The sequence below is a fragment of the Rhodoferax bucti genome, from assembly GCF_005876985.1.
In the GTDB taxonomy this organism is placed as follows: domain Bacteria; phylum Pseudomonadota; class Gammaproteobacteria; order Burkholderiales; family Burkholderiaceae_C; genus Allorhodoferax; species Allorhodoferax bucti.
Map to the genome: position 1 here is coordinate 21,463 of NZ_VAHD01000005.1, position 15,522 is coordinate 36,984.

Consider the following 15,522-nt stretch of genomic DNA (forward strand, 5'->3'; position numbering starts at 1 on the left):
ATGGCGCTGCGCATAGGCATTGCCGGTGCGGGCGTGCTCGGGCGGCTGCTGGCGTACACGCTCAGCCGCGCGGGCCACGCGGTGCAGGTGTTCGACCCCGCCAGTGGGCCGGGTCCGCGTGCGGACTCGGGCTCGCTGGCCGCGGGCTGGACGGCTGCGGGCATGCTGAGCCCGGTGGCCGAACTGGAGCGCGCGGGCAACGAGGTGTTTGCACTGGGCCTGCGCTCCTGCCAGCTCTGGCCGCAGATCGTGCAGAGCCTGAGTCAGCCGGTGGCCTTGCACATGCAGGGCAGCCTGCTGTTGGCGCACCGCAGCGATGCAGGCGCAGCGCAGCGCGTGGTCGGGTTGCTGCAAGCCAAGGCCGATGCGCCCTACCAGCCGCAACCCTTGTCGCTGCCACAGCTGTGCGAGCTGGAGCCGAGCATCAGTGGCCCGGCGCTGGCCTGGCTGCTGCCCAGCGAAGGGCAGATCCACCCGATCCAAACCCTGCAAGCATTGGCCGCACAGGCCACAGCCCAGGGCACGCAATGGCACTGGGGCCGCACGGTGACGGCCGTGGACGTGGGTGTGATTGGTGTGGGCGAAGTGCAGCACCGCTTTGACCATGTGTTCGACGTGCGCGGCGCAGGCGCCAAGCCTGCGCTGCCGGTGCGCGGCGTGCGCGGCGAGGTGTTCTGGTTGCACGCGCCCGGTGTGCCCCTGCACCGCCCGGTGCGCTTGCTGCACCCGCGCCACTCCATCTACATGGTGCCGCGCCCGGACGATGTGATCGTGATCGGTGCCAGCGAAATCGAAAGCGAAGACCGCTCGCCCGTGTCGCTGCGCAGCACCGTGGAGCTGCTGAGCGCCGCACACAGCGCCATGCCCGCGCTGGCGGAGGCACGCGTGGTCCACACCGAGACCAACCTGCGCCCCGCGCTACCCGACAACCTGCCCGTGATCCGTCACCGCGCAGGCACCACCGAAATCAATGGCCTCTTCCGCCACGGCTGGCTCATCGCCCCCGCGCTGGTGGAGCAGGCCTTGCACGAGCTAAAGCTATGAGCACGATCGACAACGCCGCAGACGCCACGCTGCACACCATCACCGTGGTGGTGAACGGCCACCCGGAAAGCACTACCGCCACCACCCTGCACGCCTGGGTGGAAGCGCGCGGCGTGCAGCCCGCAGGCCTGGCCACCGCCGTCAATGGCAACTTCGTGCCCCGCAGCCTGCGCGCCCAGCAGCCGCTGGCCGAGGGCGACACCATTCTGACCTTCCAACCGATTGAAGGAGGTTGAATCATGAGCACCGCACAAAGTGACTGGGCGACTGGCCGTTCTGCGCAGGTCAAGGAGGAGCCCGCAAAGCGGGCGGGGGACACGGAGCAGAGCGGCCAGTCGGCCAGTCGCGCTGACCGAAGCGAATGGCACATAGGCGGCCGCACCCTCACTAGCCGCTTCTTCCTAGGCACCGCCAGCTACCCATCCCCCCAAGTCCTGCAAGACGCCATTGCAGCCTCCGGCGCCCAAGTCGTCACCATGGGCCTGCGCCGCCAACTCGCCCATGGAGCCGAGGCAGGCGACTTCTTTGCCCTCATCAAAGCCACCGGCGCCCACCTGCTGCCCAACACCGCCGGCTGTCACACCGCCCGCGAAGCCATCACCCTGGCCCACATGGCACGCGAGCTGTTCGACACGACGTGGATCAAACTCGAAGTCGTGGGTGACGCCCACACCCTACAGCCCGACCCGTTTGAGCTGCTGACTGCCGCCACGCAACTGGTGAAGGACGGCTTCGACGTCTTCCCCTACTGCATGGACGACCTCGTGAGCTGCCAGCGCTTGCTGGACGCGGGCTGCAACATCCTCATGCCTTGGGGGGCACCCATAGGCTCGGGGCAGGGACTGGTCAACCCCGGTGCACTGCGCACCTTGCGTGCGCGCTTGCCCGGCGTGCCCCTCATCGTGGATGCGGGCATAGGCTCGCCGGCCGACGCGGTGCAGGCCATGGAGCTGGGGCTGGACGCGGTGCTACTCAATAGCGCCGTGGCCCACGCGGTAGACCCGGTGCGCATGGCCCGCGCGTTCAAGCTGGGTATTGAATCTGGCCGCCTCGCGTTCGAGGCCGGTGTCATGGCGCGACAGGACATGGCGGTGGCGTCTACGCCGGTCGCGGGCCATCCCATTCTGTTGTGAGATTGCTATGAAAAAAGAAGCTGCTTGCGCACTACCTACAAAGGCTAGAAGCACTTTTGGTACTGAATTGGGTGTCGTGGCCGATGGCAAACGCCCCGTAGTCTGGAGCATTGCCGGTTCCGACTCCGGTGCCGGTGCCGGCCTGCAGGCCGACCTCAAAGCGCTGCAAGCTTTTGGCGTGCACGGCTGCACGGCTGTGGCCGCCATCACCGCCCAAAACTCGGTAGCCGTCACGCGGGTGGAGCCCATCGGCGCAGAACTACTGGATGCGCAACTGCATACGCTGGCGGCGGATATGCCGCCGCAGGCCATCAAAACCGGTTTGCTCGGCAGTGTGGACAACGTGCATGTCGTCTGCCAGTGGGTGGACCGCCTGCGCGCGCAGGGCCAGCCTGTGGCGCTGGTCGTCGACCCCGTGCTGGGGTCCACCACCGGCGCCGCCTTTGCTGACGACGCGGTGCGCCAGGCCTATGTCACCGAGCTGTTGCCCCGCGCCACACTCGTGACGCCCAACCAGGTCGAGGCACAACGCTTGGGGTTGACTGAACCTGCCGCGCAGCAAGCCTTTCTCCAAAAAGGTGTGTCCCTCTGCATCACCGGTGGCGATGCGGACGGTGCGCTGGCCAGCGACTGGTTTACTAGCCCGCAAGCCAGCGGTTGGCTCAGCCTGCCGCGTGTGGACACGCCCCACCACCATGGCACCGGCTGCACCTTCGCATCTACCGCCGCCGCCGCGCTGGCCAGCGGCTACTGCGTGGCCGATGCCGTGGTGCTGGCCAAGATGGCCACCACCCACGCCCTGCGCCACGCCTACGTCGCAGGGCAGGGCGCAGGCCCGGTGCAGGTGCTGCCGGACTTTGCGCAGCACATCGACAGCCTGCCCGCTTTCACTTTGCCGGGAGCCTCTGCTGCGCTGGATGTGCAAGCGTTGCCAACCTTCGCAGCACTCAGCAATCCCTCGTTGGGTGTCTATGCCGTGGTCGACAGCGCCGCCTGGGTGCGCCGCGTGCTGGAGAGTGGCATCCGCACCGTGCAACTGCGCATCAAAGACCCCGCTGAGCCCACGCTGTCGGCGCAGATAGCTGAGAGCATTGCCGTAGCCAAGGCCACTCCCGGTGCGCAACTCTTCATCAACGACCACTGGCAGCTCGCCCTGCAACACGGCGCTTACGGCGTGCATCTGGGGCAAGAAGATTTGGAGCAGGTGGACCTGCACGCGCTGCGCCAAGCCGGCGTGCGCTTGGGGCTCAGCACCCACAGCTACTGGGAAGTCGCCCGTGCCTGGGCGCTGCGGCCCAGCTACATCGCCTGCGGCCCCATCTTCGCCACGCAGAGCAAAGACATGCCTTGGATTCCCCAGGGGCTGGACAACCTGCGCTACTGGGCCGGTGTGCTGCCGCTGCCCGTGGTGGGTATCGCAGGCATTGACGCGAACAATGTGGCAGCGGTGGCCGCCACCGGCGCGGCAAGTGCGGCGGTGATTTCTGCCATCACCCGCGCAGCCGACCCGGAGGCGGCGTGCCGGGCCTTGATGGCGGGTTTCAGCCGCCCGTCTTGAGGGCCAGGGTCACAAAGCCCTTGATGCCCTCGTGTTGCACCAGCAGCGCCACGGTGCCTTTGGCTTGCACCAGCAGGGCGCGGGCTTGCTCTACCGAGGTCACGGGCACCTGGTTGATGGCCAGCAGGATGTCGCCGGGGGCGATGCCGGCCTTGTCGGCTGCGGGCTGCACGCCTTCCACCATCAAGCCGTAGCGCGCCCCGGCCACCCGCTGCTCCACGGGGAGCAGGGGCCGCACCGCCAGACCCAACTGGGGTAGCACCGGCACTTGGGGCTGGGCGTTGGCTGCGGGCTTGCGCTGCTCGGGGTCGTCCATGGTGGCGCGGGCATGCACGAGGCTGCCGTTGCGCACCACGTCGAGCTGCACTTGCTGGCCGGGCACGGCCATGGCAATCCACAGCGGCAGGTCGCTGGAGGCCTCGACCGGGTGGCCGTCCACCATCACGATTACATCGCCTAATTGCAAGCCGGCCTTGGCGGCAGCGCTGTCAGCATGCACCTCGGCAATCAGCGCGCCGCGCGGGCGTGGCAGCTTGAAGGCGTCGGCGAGCGCCTGGGTTACCTCTTGGGCCGAGACACCCAGCACCCCGTGCGAGGCATGGCCGGTCGCCACAATCTGGCGCGCGACCGATTGCGCCAGGTCGATCGGGATGGCAAAGCTCAGGCCCTGGTAGCCGCCGCTGCGGGTGTAAATCTGCGAGTTGATTCCGACTACTTCGCCGCGCGCATTGAACAGTGGGCCGCCAGAGTTGCCGGGGTTGATGGCCGCATCGGTCTGGATGAAGGGCACGGTGTAGTCCTCCGGCAGGCTGCGGCTCTTGGCGCTGACCACGCCGGTGGTGACCGTGTTGTCCAGCCCGAACGGCGAGCCAATGGCCAGCACCCACTCGCCCACGCTGAGCTCGGAAGGCTGGCCGATGGCCACGGTGGGCAGGTCATGGGCGTCGATTTGGAGCACGGCGATGTCGGTTTGGGTGTCACTGCCCAGGAGCTTGGCCTTGAACTCGCGCCGATCGGTGAGCTTGACGGTGATGTCGCTGGCGTGCGCCACCACATGGGCGTTGGTCAGCACCAGACCATCTGCACTCACTACGAAGCCCGAGCCCCTGGAGTTGACAGGAATCTGCATGCTCGCCCCCGTGGCGCCGAACTGCTCCTGGAATTTGCGCAAAAAGAGTTGCGTGGGGTCTTCGTTGTCCGCGCCCTTGGTGGCGTTGCTGCTGTCTTTGCCGTCGGCGGTGACCAAGCGGGTGCCGGTGACGCTGAAGTTGACCACTGCCGGGCCGTAGCGTTGCACGATCTGGGCAAAGTCGGGCGTGCCGATGTGGCGGATGGCGGGCGTTGCTACAGGGGTCTCCCCGGCGGCATGCGCCACCGGTGCGCAGAGCAGGGTGGTGGCAGACAGGGCCAGCAAGGTGGTGGCGAGGCGGAAACGGAGAGGGATGCTTCGGGTCAACATGGTGCCATCCTGTCACTCCGGAGTGAAGCCGCGGCGATTGCCGCGTGAAGCAGGGGTAAAGATGCCGCAAGCCTTCTTCTGGCAGAATTGACGTTTACGTAAACGTCAACAAGGATTGCCATGCCAGAAACCGTCGTAATCGTCAGCGCCGCCCGCACCCCCATGGGGGGCTTTCAAGGCGACTTCTCCAGCCTTGCCGCCCATGACCTGGGCGGTGCCGCCATCCAGGCCGCCGTGCAGCGCGCAGGTATTGCCCCTGAGTTGGTGACGGAAGTGATTTTTGGCAACTGTCTGATGGCCGGCCAGGGCCAGGCGCCTGCGCGGCAGGCGGCGTTCAAGGGCGGTCTGCCCAAGAGCGCGGGCGCTGTCACCCTGAGCAAGATGTGCGGTTCCGGCATGCGCGCGGCCATGTTCGCCCACGACATGCTGCTGGCCGGTAGCCACGATGTGCTGGTGGCGGGTGGCATGGAAAGCATGACCAACGCGCCCCACCTGCTCTTGAAGGGCCGCAGCGGCATACGCATCGGCCACGACCGTGTGATGGACCACATGATGCTCGACGGCCTGGAAGACGCCTACGAGGCCGGCCGCTCCATGGGTACCTTTGGCGAAGACTGTGCTGCCAAATACAGCTTCACCCGTGAACAACAAGACAATTTCGCAACAGCCAGCGTGCAGCGTGCGCAAGCAGCTATCCAATCAGGAGCATTTGAGGCGGAAATTACGCCTGTCACGGTCAAGACCCGTGCCGGCGAAGTGCAGGTAAGCATGGACGAAGGCCCTGGCAAGATCAAGCTGGACAAGATTCCCACGCTCAAGGCTGCGTTCAAAAAAGACGGCACCATCACCGCCGCCAGCAGCAGCTCCATCAACGACGGCGCGGCCGCCATGGTGTTGATGCGCGAAGGCACGGCCAAAGACCTCGGCTGCAAGCCGTTGGCCAAAATCGTGGCCCACGCCACCCACGCGCAAGAGCCCAACTGGTTTGCCACCGCACCGGTGGGCGCCACCCAAAAGGTGCTGGCCAAAGCCGGCTGGAAAGTGGAAGACGTAGACCTGTGGGAAATCAACGAAGCCTTTGCCGTGGTGCCCATGGCGCTGATGGCCGAGCTGAACATTCCGCACGACAAGGTGAACGTCAACGGCGGCGCCTGTGCGCTGGGCCATCCCATCGGCGCCTCCGGTGCGCGCATCATGGTGACGCTGATTCACGCGCTGAAGGCACGTGGGCTCAAGAAAGGTGTGGCTACGTTGTGCATTGGTGGTGGTGAGGCCACCGCGCTGGCGCTGGAACTGCTATAAATTCAGGAGCTGCTCGCGCATATTGGATGGGCGCTAGAGCGTCAAATGACCATGCGGGGGTGCAGAGTGCCGGGGGCCGATTTCTGCGCGTTTGGCAGTATGAGGCCCCCGGCACTCTGCATTCCTGCATAGCGAGAGCCACAAACTTGGAGTGAGCATGACTGTTTTTGTAATCGGCGCATCCCGCGGCATCGGCTTGGAGCTGGTGCGCCAGTACCTCGATGCAGGCGACCGCGTGATCGCCACAGCACGCGACGAGGCCGGTCTGCAGCGCCTGCGCGACCTGGGTGCGCAGGCCATGAAGCTGGATGTGACCAACCCCGCCAGCGTGAGTGGCCTGAGCTGGCAGCTCGATGGCGAGAAGATCGACGTGGCCTATTACGTGGCGGGCGTGTTTGCACAAGAAGACGCCAAGTCGCCCCCCACCCAGCAGGCCTTTGACGCCATGATGCACGCCAACGTGCTGGGCGCCATGCAGGCCCTGCCGCAGGTGGCACCCTGGGTGGAAGAGGCGCGCGGGCAGTTTGTGTTTTTGACCAGCGACTTCGCGCAGATCGGTGCGGTGCAGAGCAGCCGCGCCTGGGTCTACCACGTGAGCAAAGCCGCGCTCAATATGGCGGTGGTGGCCGCGCAACCCGACTATCCGAACGCACAGTTTCTGCTGATTCACCCTGGCTGGGTGCGCACCGACATGGGCACCGCCCACGCGCCCTTGCTGCCCGAAGAGAGTGTGGCGGCCATCCGTGCCACCGTAGCCGCCCGCAAAACCGAGACGACGGCTTTTGCCTGCGCCGATGTGCCCTACCTGCGCTGGGATGGCACGGCCTTCAGCAGCTGGTAGACCACGCAACACCGACCACAACGAGAGAGACAAGGAATTCCCATGCTGCTGACCCAAGACCAGGAAATGATCCGCGACGCCGTACGCGCCTTTGCCCAAGCCGAGCTGTGGCCGCATGCGGCGAAGTGGGACAAGGAGCACACCTTCCCCAAAGCCGCCCACCAGGGCCTTGCTGCGCTGGGCGCCTACGGCATTTGCGTGCCGGAGGACTTGGGTGGTGCGGGGCTGGACTATGTGACCCTGGCCTTGGTGCTGGAAGAAATTGCCGCGGGCGATGGCGGCACCAGCACGGTGATCAGCGTGACCAACTGCCCGGTTAACGCCATCCTCATGAAGTACGGCAACGCGCAGCAAAAGAAGCAGTGGCTGGAGCCGCTGGCGCAGGGCCAGCTGCTGGGCGCTTTTTGTCTGACCGAGCCGCATGTGGGCAGCGACGCCTCGTCCCTGCGCACCACAGCCGCGCGCGACGGCGACAGCTACGTCATCAACGGCGTCAAACAGTTCATCACCAGCGGCAAGAACGGCGATGTGGCCATCGTCATCGCGGTCACCGACAAGGGCGCCGGCAAGAAGGGCATGAGCGCCTTCCTGGTGCCCACCAATGCGCCGGGCTATGTGGTCGCGCGGCTGGAAGACAAGCTCGGCCAACACAGCAGCGACACCGCCCAGATCAACTTTGACAACTGCCGCATCCCTGCCGAGAACCTGATCGGCAAAGAAGGCGAGGGTTATGGCATCGCGCTGGGCGGGCTGGAGGGCGGGCGCATCGGCATTGCCGCGCAAAGCGTGGGCATGGCCCGCAGCGCGCTCGATGTGGCCATTGCCTATGCCAAAGACCGCCAGAGCTTTGGCCAGCCCATCTTCAACCACCAGGCAGTCGGCTTCCGGCTTGCGCAAGCTGCTACGGAAATAGAAGCAGCGCGCCAACTCATCTGGCATGCCGCTGCCCTGCGCGATGCGGGTCGCCCTTGCCTGAAAGAAGCCGCCATGGCCAAGCTGTTTGCCAGCGAGATGGCCGAGCGGGTGTGCAGCGCCGCCATCCAGACCCTGGGCGGCTACGGCTATGTGAGCGATTTTCCGGTGGAGCGCATTTACCGCGACGTGCGCGTGTGCCAGATTTACGAAGGCACCAGCGACGTGCAAAAAATCATCATCCAGCGGGCCTTGTAATGGCCGTCGCATTGCCTGCTGGCGTTACCGTTTTTGAGCGGGGCTGGCTGTCCAGCAACAACATCCTGATTCAGGGCGAAGACGACAGCGCCCTCATCGACAGTGGGTATTGCACGCATGCCGAGCAGACGCTTGCGCTGGTGGACTCTGCGCTGCAAGGCCGGCCGCTGGACTTGCTGCTCAACACCCATTTGCATAGCGACCACTGCGGCGGCAACGCTGCGCTGCAGGCGCGCTACCCCGCGCTGCAAACGCACATTCCCCCGGGTCACGCCGACTATGTGCGCGTGTGGGACGCCCATGCCCTGAGCTACACGCCCACCGGCCAGCAGTGCCCGCGTTTCCAGTTGAATGCCACGCTGCAGCCGGGCAGCGAGATGCGTCTGGGTGACCTGCAGTGGCAGGTGCACGCGGCCCCCGGCCACGACCCGCATTCCGTCATCTTGTTCGAGCCGCAAAGCCGCACCCTGGTGTCGGCCGATGCCTTGTGGGAAAGAGGCTTTGGCGTGGTGTTTCCCGAGCTGGATGGCGAGGACGCCTTCGACGAAGTCGCTGCCACGCTGGAGGTGATCGAGCGCCTGAACCCCGCCACGGTCATTCCTGGCCATGGTGCGCCGTTTACCGACGCACCGCAGGCCATTGCCTACGCCCGCCAGCGCCTCAACGGCTTTGTGCAAAACCCGGCCAAGCACTTGCAGTACGCGGCCAAGGTGCTACTCAAATTCAAGCTGCTCGAAGCCCGGCATTTGCCCCTGCCCGCGCTCATCGCGTGGGCGCGCAACACCAGCTATTTCAACCACACCTTCCAGAGCCACTTTGCCGGCGCCACCTTGGAAGAAGCCATCCGGCAACTGGTGCAGGACCTGGTGCGTTCTGGTGCTGCAAAGTTGCAAGATGGCGTGGTGTACAACCTCGGGTGAGTTGTTTGATTGGGGGCGCTGATGATGAAGCTTGTTTCTATCTTGCTGGTTTACTTGTTTGGTTTTTGGAGCTGGAATGCTTCGGCTCAGCCTGTAGAGTGGGTGGATGTGCATTTCCACTACACGATGGACGATGCCAGCAGCACCAAAGAGTTGGCCGAAAAGTCTCTCGCTTTGATGCAATCCGAAAACATGCGGACCATGGTGGTGTCATCGTCACCACGTCCCGCGCTCAATGGGCCGAATTTTCTGGAAGTCCAGAAGATCCTGGCTCAGCATGGCAAACGCTTTGCCGTGTTAGCGGGGGGGAATTCTCTCAATCCCATGATGCATCACCTGCACGAGGGCAAACTTCCGCCTGATGCAGCGGAGAAATTCCAGGCGCTGGCAGAGCGTTCTGCCCAGAGCGGCGTGAAAGGCTTTGGCGAAATCGCGTTGCATCACATTTCTCTGAATGAGCAACATGCATACGAGGTGATTCCTGCGGATGATGCCTTGGTCAAAATCCTGGTGGATACCGTGGCGAAGTACGACCTGGTGCTGGATGTTCACTTTGACCCTGTATTGGCCAAAATGGTGAAACCATCAACCCTGACATCGTCCCGCAACCCGGGGGAGTTTGAGCCGAACTTCGAGGCCTTTGAGCGCCTATTGGCGCATAACCGGAAAGCCAAAATCGTCTGGGCTCATGCCGGCGGTACCGACATGCTCGGCAACTTTACCCCGCAATTGGCCGCGACCATGTTGGCCAAGCATCCGAATCTGTATATGAGTTTGCGTCCGCGCGGACAGCAACCCAGTGTGATGTTGCCTGCTCGTGGCAAGCTCAACAGCGAGTGGGTGGCAGTGGTCGAGAAATACGCCGATCGATTTGTCATGGGAAGTGACAGCTTCCTGGTTGCAGACAGCTTTCAAGGGGGTGGTGCGGCGCGCATTTTTGCCGAACGTTCGGCCAACCAGCGGCAGGGTATCCAGATGGTGTTGGCGGCTTTGCGTCCTGAGGTTGCCCGAAAAGTGGGCTCGGAAAATGCCATACGCCTTTACAAACTTGAACCCTGAGGATACTTTTTGACATGCCCATTACCAAAGGATTCCGCGCACTCGTCGACGAGGCCATGGCGCAGGTCACCACCTACGGCGTGGCCGAAGTGCAAGCCCGGTTGCAAGACCCGCACGTACAGATCGTGGACATCCGCGATATCCGTGAGCTGAACGATGGCACGGTGCTGGGCGCCTTTCATGCGCCGCGCGGCATGCTGGAGTTCTGGGTGGACCCGGAGTCGCCGTACCACAAGCCCTTGTTTGCGGACGAGTCCAAAGAGTTCATTCTGTTTTGCGGCGCGGGCTGGCGCAGTGCGTTGGCTGCCAAAGCGCTGCAGGACATGGGCATGACCAACGTGGCCCACATCGATGGCGGCTGGGGTGCGTGGGTGAACGCCGGCGCGCCCACCGAAACCCTGGAAGCGCAAAAGGCGCGCCGACAGGCCAAGGGCTGATGCTCGTCAAACCCGAGGCATGATGGAGGGCATGAAGCCCTTTGTGATGACCGATGCCTGCCCCTGCGGCCGGCAACAGCAGAAAAAACCACTCCCCTACGGCCAGTGCTGTGGCCGATGGCTGGAGACCGACACTCCCGCCGCCGATGCCGAAAGCCTGATGCGCAGCCGCTACAGCGCCTTTGTGTTGGAGCGCGAGGCCTACCTGCTCAAGACTTGGCAAGCCGGCAAGCGGCCGGAGCGTATCGAGTTCGACCCTGGCGTCAAATGGCTGGGGCTGGAGGTGCGTAGCCATACGCTGCAGGACGCCACCCATGCGGAGGTCGAATTCGTCGCCCGCCAGAAGCCTGCCAGTGGCCCGGCGGTGCGGTTGCATGAGCGCAGCCGCTTTGTGCGGGAGGCTGGGGCGTGGTTGTATGTGGATGGAGACCAACAATGAAATTTGAAGCCGTATTGTTTGACTGCGATGGGGTGCTGGTGGACAGCGAGCCCATTACCAACGGCGTATTGCGCGACATGCTGGCCGAGCAGGGCTGGCAGCTCAGCGTGCAAGAGTGCATGGACATCTTTGTGGGCAAGGCCGTGATTGATGAGCGCGCCCTGATCGAGGCCAAAACCGGCAAGCCCCTCACGCCCGAGTGGATGGCCGATTTCCGCAGCCGGCGCAATGTGGCGCTGGATGCGCGCGTGCAAGCCATCGCGGGCGCGGTGCAGGCGGTGGCGGCGGTGCATGGCACGGCGCAAGGGCGCATTGCCTGTGCCTCGGGGGCCGATCGCATCAAGGTGGAAATGCAGCTGCGCAAAGTGGGCTTGTGGCCGTATTTCGAGGGCCGTGTGTTCAGCGGCCACGAAATGCCACGCTCCAAGCCTGCGCCGGATGTGTACCTTGCCGCTGCGGCTGCTCTGGGGGCTGACCCGGCGCGCTGCGCGGTGGTGGAAGACACGGTCACCGGCGTCACGGCCGGTGTGGCTGCGGGCGCCACGGTGTTTGCCTATGCGCCCACCGGGCAGGGCGACGCCTTGCTGCAAGCGGGTGCGCAGCAGGTGTTCACCCACATGGATGCGCTCCACGCCAGCTTGTTGGGCGCAGAGCCGCGCAGCCGTTAAGGGCGGATATCGGGCGAGGGCGTGGTGGGCACGCCTTGGTCCCGTGCTGCGTGGTGCTGCTTTTCCAGCGCGCGCTGGTAGGCCGGCCGGGCCTGCAGGCGCTGCCAGTAAGCGGCCACTGCGGGGGGGAACTGTGCCGACAAGCCCAAGTGCTGCGCCAGCAACAGGGCGTAGCCCACGGCCACGTCGGCCGCCGTAAACCGGTCAGCGCACAGGTAGTCCGCTGTTTGCAATGCGGTATCCACAGCGCGCAAGCGCGCCAAAAACCAGCGGGCGTAATCTGCTGCCACCTGGGGCTGCAGCCGCTCGGGAGGCTCGAAATAGGTGTAGCGCAGCACCAGGGTTTGCGGGAAGGTGAGGGTGGCGTCGCTCATCTGCAGCCAGTTGAGGTAGCTGCCATAGGCGGCATCGTCTACCGGCACATCCAGCTGCCCCGCGCTGTGGCGGGCCGCCAGGTACTGGCACATGGCGGCCGATTCGCTCATGCGCGTGGCGCCATCTTCCAGCCAAGGCACGGTGCCCAGCGGGTTGTCCTCCAAAAACTGCCGGGCATGCACGCGGGGCGGAAACGGCAGCATGCGCAGCTGGTAGGGCAGGCCCAGCTCTTCGAGCATCCACAAGGGGCGGAAGGAGCGGGCGCTGACGCAGTGGTGCAGGATGATCATGGCAATGCCTTGTCAGCGTTTTTTGAAGGCGCGCAGGTCATGCATGCCGGGCAAGGTGCGTGGGTCTGCGCCCTCGGGGAAGATGCGGTGCTTCTGGATCTTTTGCGTGCCGGTGGTGGGGATTTCTGCTGCAAACCAGAGCCAGCCCGGCGCCTTGTAGTAGGCCAGTTGCTGGTGGCAAAAGTCGAACAGCGCGCGTGCGGTGTCTGCCGTTTCCCCTTCGCGCCCGGGCTTGAGCACCACGCAGGCCAGCACCTCTTCCTCGCGCACCTCATCGGGCAGGGCCATGACGGCGGCGTTGGCCACCAGCGGGTGGGTGAGCAGCAATGCCTCCACCTCGGCGGCGGCAATGTTTTCGCCGGAGCGGCGGATGATGTTTTTGCGCCGGTCCATGAAGTGCAGCATGCCATCAGCCTCGCGCACCACCACATCACCGGTGTGGAACCAGCCACCGCGCCAGGCCTCGGCCGTGGCCTCCGGGTTGTCGAGATAGCCACTGAAAAAGTGCCGCCGGGGCGTGGCCTCCGAGTGGCGGATCACCAGCTCGCCGGGCGTGCCGTCGGGCACCACGTGGCCGGCCTCGTCCATCACGCAGGCGTCCAGCCCGGGGCGGGCGCGGCCGAAGGCGCGGGTGCCCACTTGCCGGGGCGCGTGGCAGTCGCACAGGGGGCGCACCATCTCGGTCATGCCCCACAGTTCCAGCAGGGGAAAGCCGTAGCGGGCTTCAAACTTGGCGTGCAGCTGGGGCTCTACCCCGGCGCCATAGCCAAAGCGCACGCAGTGCGCGCGCTCCAGCGGGCTCTCGGCTTGGTTGAGCAGCATGGGCACCACCACGCCCAGGTAATGCACGATGGTGGCGCGGCTTTGCACCACCTCGGCCCACCAGCGGCTGGGCTGGAAGCGGTCCGTCTGCACCTGGCAGCCGCCGCTGAGCAGCATGCAATAGAAGGACAGGATGGACGCATTCACATGGAACAGCGGCAGCGGGTTGTACAGCCGCTCCTGCCCCTCGCGCACCGCGCCCAGCCCGCCCTGTTGGGCGTACCAGTGGCCGGCCGCCAGCTCGTAGGTGTGTGAGAGCACGCAGCCCTTGGGCTGGCCCGTGGTGCCCGATGTGTAGAGGATGCTGGCCGGTGTGTCGCCCACCGGCTCGCCCGCTGGTGCGAGTGCGGCGGGGGCTGGCAGGGCCTCTTTCGCAAAGGCTTCCAGCAGACGCACGGGAGGCTGGTGTCGGGCCAAGGCCAGCGCGGCCTGCACGGCCTCCTGGCGGCTGCTGAGCACCACGACCAGGTCCACACGCGCATGGTCGATCAGGTAGGCGAGTTCACGCGGGCGGTAGTCGGGGTTGATGGGCACGCAGCACACGCCCAGGCTGTTGAGCGCCAGCTTGTGCAGCATGTGCTCCGGCCGGCTCTCCAGAAACAGGCCCACCCGGTGCCCCAGGCCGTAGCCGGCCGCACGGTAGTGCGCCATCAGCCCCCGCACCGTGTCGGCGGCGTCGGCATAGCTGATCTCGCGGCCCTCGGGGTCGTAGGCGCGCGCCGGGTTGGCCGGCACGGCCAAGAGGCTGTGGGTGGCATAGCGCGCGCAGGCAGCGAGGAAGGCCTGAGGGATGGTGGTGGTGTCGTCGATCTCGATCATGGACCCCTAGTCTATGAATGGCCGGGGCGCAGCATGTGCCAACAAGGCCACAAATCACGCCAGCGGCGTGGCGCCGCGCCGGAACTCGGCGGGGGACTGGCCGGTCCAGCCCTTAAAGGCGCGGATAAAACTTTTCTCGTTCTGAAAGCCCGCCGCCTCGGCCACCTGCTTGACGGGACGCTGGGTGCGCAGCAGCAGCTCGGTGGCGCGGCTGCGGCGCACCTCGTCCTTCAGGGCCTGCAGTGTGGCGCCTTCTTCTTTGAGTTGGCGGTGCAGGGTGCGCGGCGACAGGTGCAAGAGCGCGGCCAGCGCCTCGGCGCCATGCGTGTCCTGCGGCTGGGCGCTGAGCAGCTGGCGCACGCGTTGCACCAGCAGGCGGTCGCGGCGGTACTGCAGCACGGTCAGCGGCAGGGCGTGCTGCAGCATTTGCTGCAACGCTTTTTCGTCGCGCCGCAGCGGCAGTTGCAGGTACTGCGCATCAAAACTGATAGCAGCCTGCGCTTGTCCGAAGCGGGTGGGGCCTGAAAACAACACCTGGTAGGCCTCGGCATGCGGTGGCGCTTCAAACGGAAACTGCGCGTGCAAGAGCGGAATGCGCGAGTCCACCAACCAGCAGGCCAGGCCCAGGATGTTGCGCAACACCGAGACCAGGCAGAATTCGCGCAGCGCGCCTTCTTCACCCAACTCCCCGTGCTCGGCAATGCTGATGCTGGCCGTGGCGCCGCTCACCTGCAGCGTGAGGGTGATGTCGTCCGCAATCAGGCTGTGGTGGCGGCACCAGCGCTTGACGGCCAGCGCCAGCGTGGGCGCGCTGATGGAGGCGCGCGCCAGCATGCCGTAGCTGCCCCACGGCAGGCGGCGGCTGAACCAGCCCAGCGCTTCGTCGTCCAGCTCGCGCATGGCCAGCTCGGAGATACGCTCCATCTGCCAGGCGGTGATGCGGGCGCCGGCCTGCTGCAGCTGGTCTGGCGCGATCTGTGCCTGCGCCAGTGCGCCGGACGGGTCCTGTCCGTAGCGCGCATAGGCGCCCACAATCGCTTGGACAAAGGCCATGGGCGTGGCGGCAATGGGGGCGGAACGGGTCATGGCTGCAGTGTGCCAAAAAATGCCCTATCTGTGGCAGGATTTGCAACCTCGGTGGCTTTCCGTCTGCGGCACGGCGGACGCACAATGCCTGCTGACTGTC

At 65.4% G+C, this 15,522-nt stretch carries 16 protein-coding genes; 12 read left to right on the top strand and 4 right to left on the bottom strand.

Translation table 11 applies throughout. The features are described from left to right. The 4 genes from FDM28_RS15925 to thiD are packed head-to-tail and all read left to right on the top strand — an operon-like array spanning position 1 to position 3,735. Positions 1–1,044, top strand: coding sequence for an FAD-dependent oxidoreductase (locus FDM28_RS15925; protein WP_206021994.1), 1,044 nt, complete (start codon positions 1–3; stop codon positions 1,042–1,044). Then, on the top strand, positions 1,041–1,280 hold the full coding sequence (gene thiS / locus FDM28_RS15930) for a sulfur carrier protein ThiS (protein WP_138516897.1): 240 nt from the start codon (positions 1,041–1,043) through the stop codon (positions 1,278–1,280). The genes FDM28_RS15925 and thiS overlap by 4 nt, the downstream gene beginning before the upstream one ends. Positions 1,281–1,283: 3 nt before the next feature. Then, the gene (locus FDM28_RS15935; protein ID WP_138516900.1) at positions 1,284–2,177 is read left to right on the top strand and encodes a thiazole synthase; all 894 of its coding nucleotides are present in this window, start codon (positions 1,284–1,286) and stop codon (positions 2,175–2,177) included. Positions 2,178–2,184: 7 nt separating this feature from the next. After that, positions 2,185–3,735 (top strand): bifunctional hydroxymethylpyrimidine kinase/phosphomethylpyrimidine kinase, encoded by a 1,551-nt coding sequence (thiD, locus tag FDM28_RS18025; protein WP_138516902.1) that lies wholly within the window; start codon positions 2,185–2,187, stop codon positions 3,733–3,735. Here thiD and FDM28_RS15945 read toward each other — a convergent pair. Further along, positions 3,719–5,194: a Do family serine endopeptidase gene (locus FDM28_RS15945; protein ID WP_138516904.1), complete on the bottom strand. Its 1,476-nt coding sequence runs from the start codon at positions 5,192–5,194 to the stop codon at positions 3,719–3,721. The two genes, thiD and FDM28_RS15945, sit on opposite strands and share 17 nt — an antisense overlap. 120 nt (positions 5,195–5,314) lie before the next feature. Here FDM28_RS15945 and FDM28_RS15950 point away from each other — a divergent pair, with 120 nt between their 5' ends. The 8 genes from FDM28_RS15950 (at position 5,315) to FDM28_RS15985 (ending at position 12,030) form a co-directional block, all read left to right on the top strand. Next, on the top strand, positions 5,315–6,496 hold the full coding sequence (locus tag FDM28_RS15950; RefSeq protein ID WP_138516906.1) for an acetyl-CoA C-acyltransferase: 1,182 nt from the start codon (positions 5,315–5,317) through the stop codon (positions 6,494–6,496). A gap of 157 nt (positions 6,497–6,653) precedes the next feature. Beyond that, positions 6,654–7,337 (top strand): SDR family oxidoreductase, encoded by a 684-nt coding sequence (locus FDM28_RS15955; protein WP_138516908.1) that lies wholly within the window; start codon positions 6,654–6,656, stop codon positions 7,335–7,337. A gap of 42 nt (positions 7,338–7,379) precedes the next feature. After that, entirely contained in the window at positions 7,380–8,507 is a 1,128-nt protein-coding gene (locus tag FDM28_RS15960; protein ID WP_138516910.1) for an acyl-CoA dehydrogenase family protein, read from the top strand. Beyond that, the gene (locus FDM28_RS15965) at positions 8,507–9,427 is read left to right on the top strand and encodes an MBL fold metallo-hydrolase (protein ID WP_138516912.1); all 921 of its coding nucleotides are present in this window, start codon (positions 8,507–8,509) and stop codon (positions 9,425–9,427) included. Before FDM28_RS15960 ends, FDM28_RS15965 begins: the two co-directional genes overlap by 1 nt. A 21-nt stretch (positions 9,428–9,448) precedes the next feature. Further along, positions 9,449–10,486 carry an amidohydrolase family protein gene (locus tag FDM28_RS15970; RefSeq protein ID WP_138516914.1) on the top strand — a complete coding sequence of 346 codons (1,038 nt, stop codon included), beginning with the start codon at positions 9,449–9,451 and terminating at the stop codon, positions 10,484–10,486. A 14-nt stretch (positions 10,487–10,500) separates the two neighbouring features. Then, positions 10,501–10,923 (top strand): rhodanese-like domain-containing protein, encoded by a 423-nt coding sequence (locus FDM28_RS15975; protein WP_138516916.1) that lies wholly within the window; start codon positions 10,501–10,503, stop codon positions 10,921–10,923. A 31-nt stretch (positions 10,924–10,954) separates the two neighbouring features. Further along, positions 10,955–11,362 (top strand): YchJ family protein, encoded by a 408-nt coding sequence (locus tag FDM28_RS15980; RefSeq protein WP_138516918.1) that lies wholly within the window; start codon positions 10,955–10,957, stop codon positions 11,360–11,362. After that, positions 11,359–12,030 (top strand): HAD family hydrolase, encoded by a 672-nt coding sequence (locus FDM28_RS15985; RefSeq protein ID WP_138516920.1) that lies wholly within the window; start codon positions 11,359–11,361, stop codon positions 12,028–12,030. The genes FDM28_RS15980 and FDM28_RS15985 overlap by 4 nt, the downstream gene beginning before the upstream one ends. Here the strand turns inward: FDM28_RS15985 and FDM28_RS15990 are convergent. Genes FDM28_RS15990 through FDM28_RS16000 form a run of 3 tightly spaced genes read right to left on the bottom strand, consistent with a single transcriptional unit; the run spans position 12,027 to position 15,422 of the window. Continuing rightward, positions 12,027–12,695: a glutathione S-transferase family protein gene (locus FDM28_RS15990; RefSeq protein ID WP_138516922.1), complete on the bottom strand. Its 669-nt coding sequence runs from the start codon at positions 12,693–12,695 to the stop codon at positions 12,027–12,029. The genes FDM28_RS15985 and FDM28_RS15990 overlap by 4 nt on opposite strands. Positions 12,696–12,707: 12 nt before the next feature. Continuing rightward, positions 12,708–14,336, bottom strand: a complete 1,629-nt coding sequence (locus FDM28_RS15995) for an AMP-binding protein (RefSeq protein WP_138516924.1) — start codon at positions 14,334–14,336, stop codon at positions 12,708–12,710. A 54-nt stretch (positions 14,337–14,390) separates the two neighbouring features. Next, a complete protein-coding gene (locus FDM28_RS16000) occupies positions 14,391–15,422 on the bottom strand; it encodes an AraC family transcriptional regulator (protein ID WP_240792049.1) in 1,032 nt (343 codons plus the stop codon). Positions 15,423–15,522: the final 100 nt, after the last annotated feature.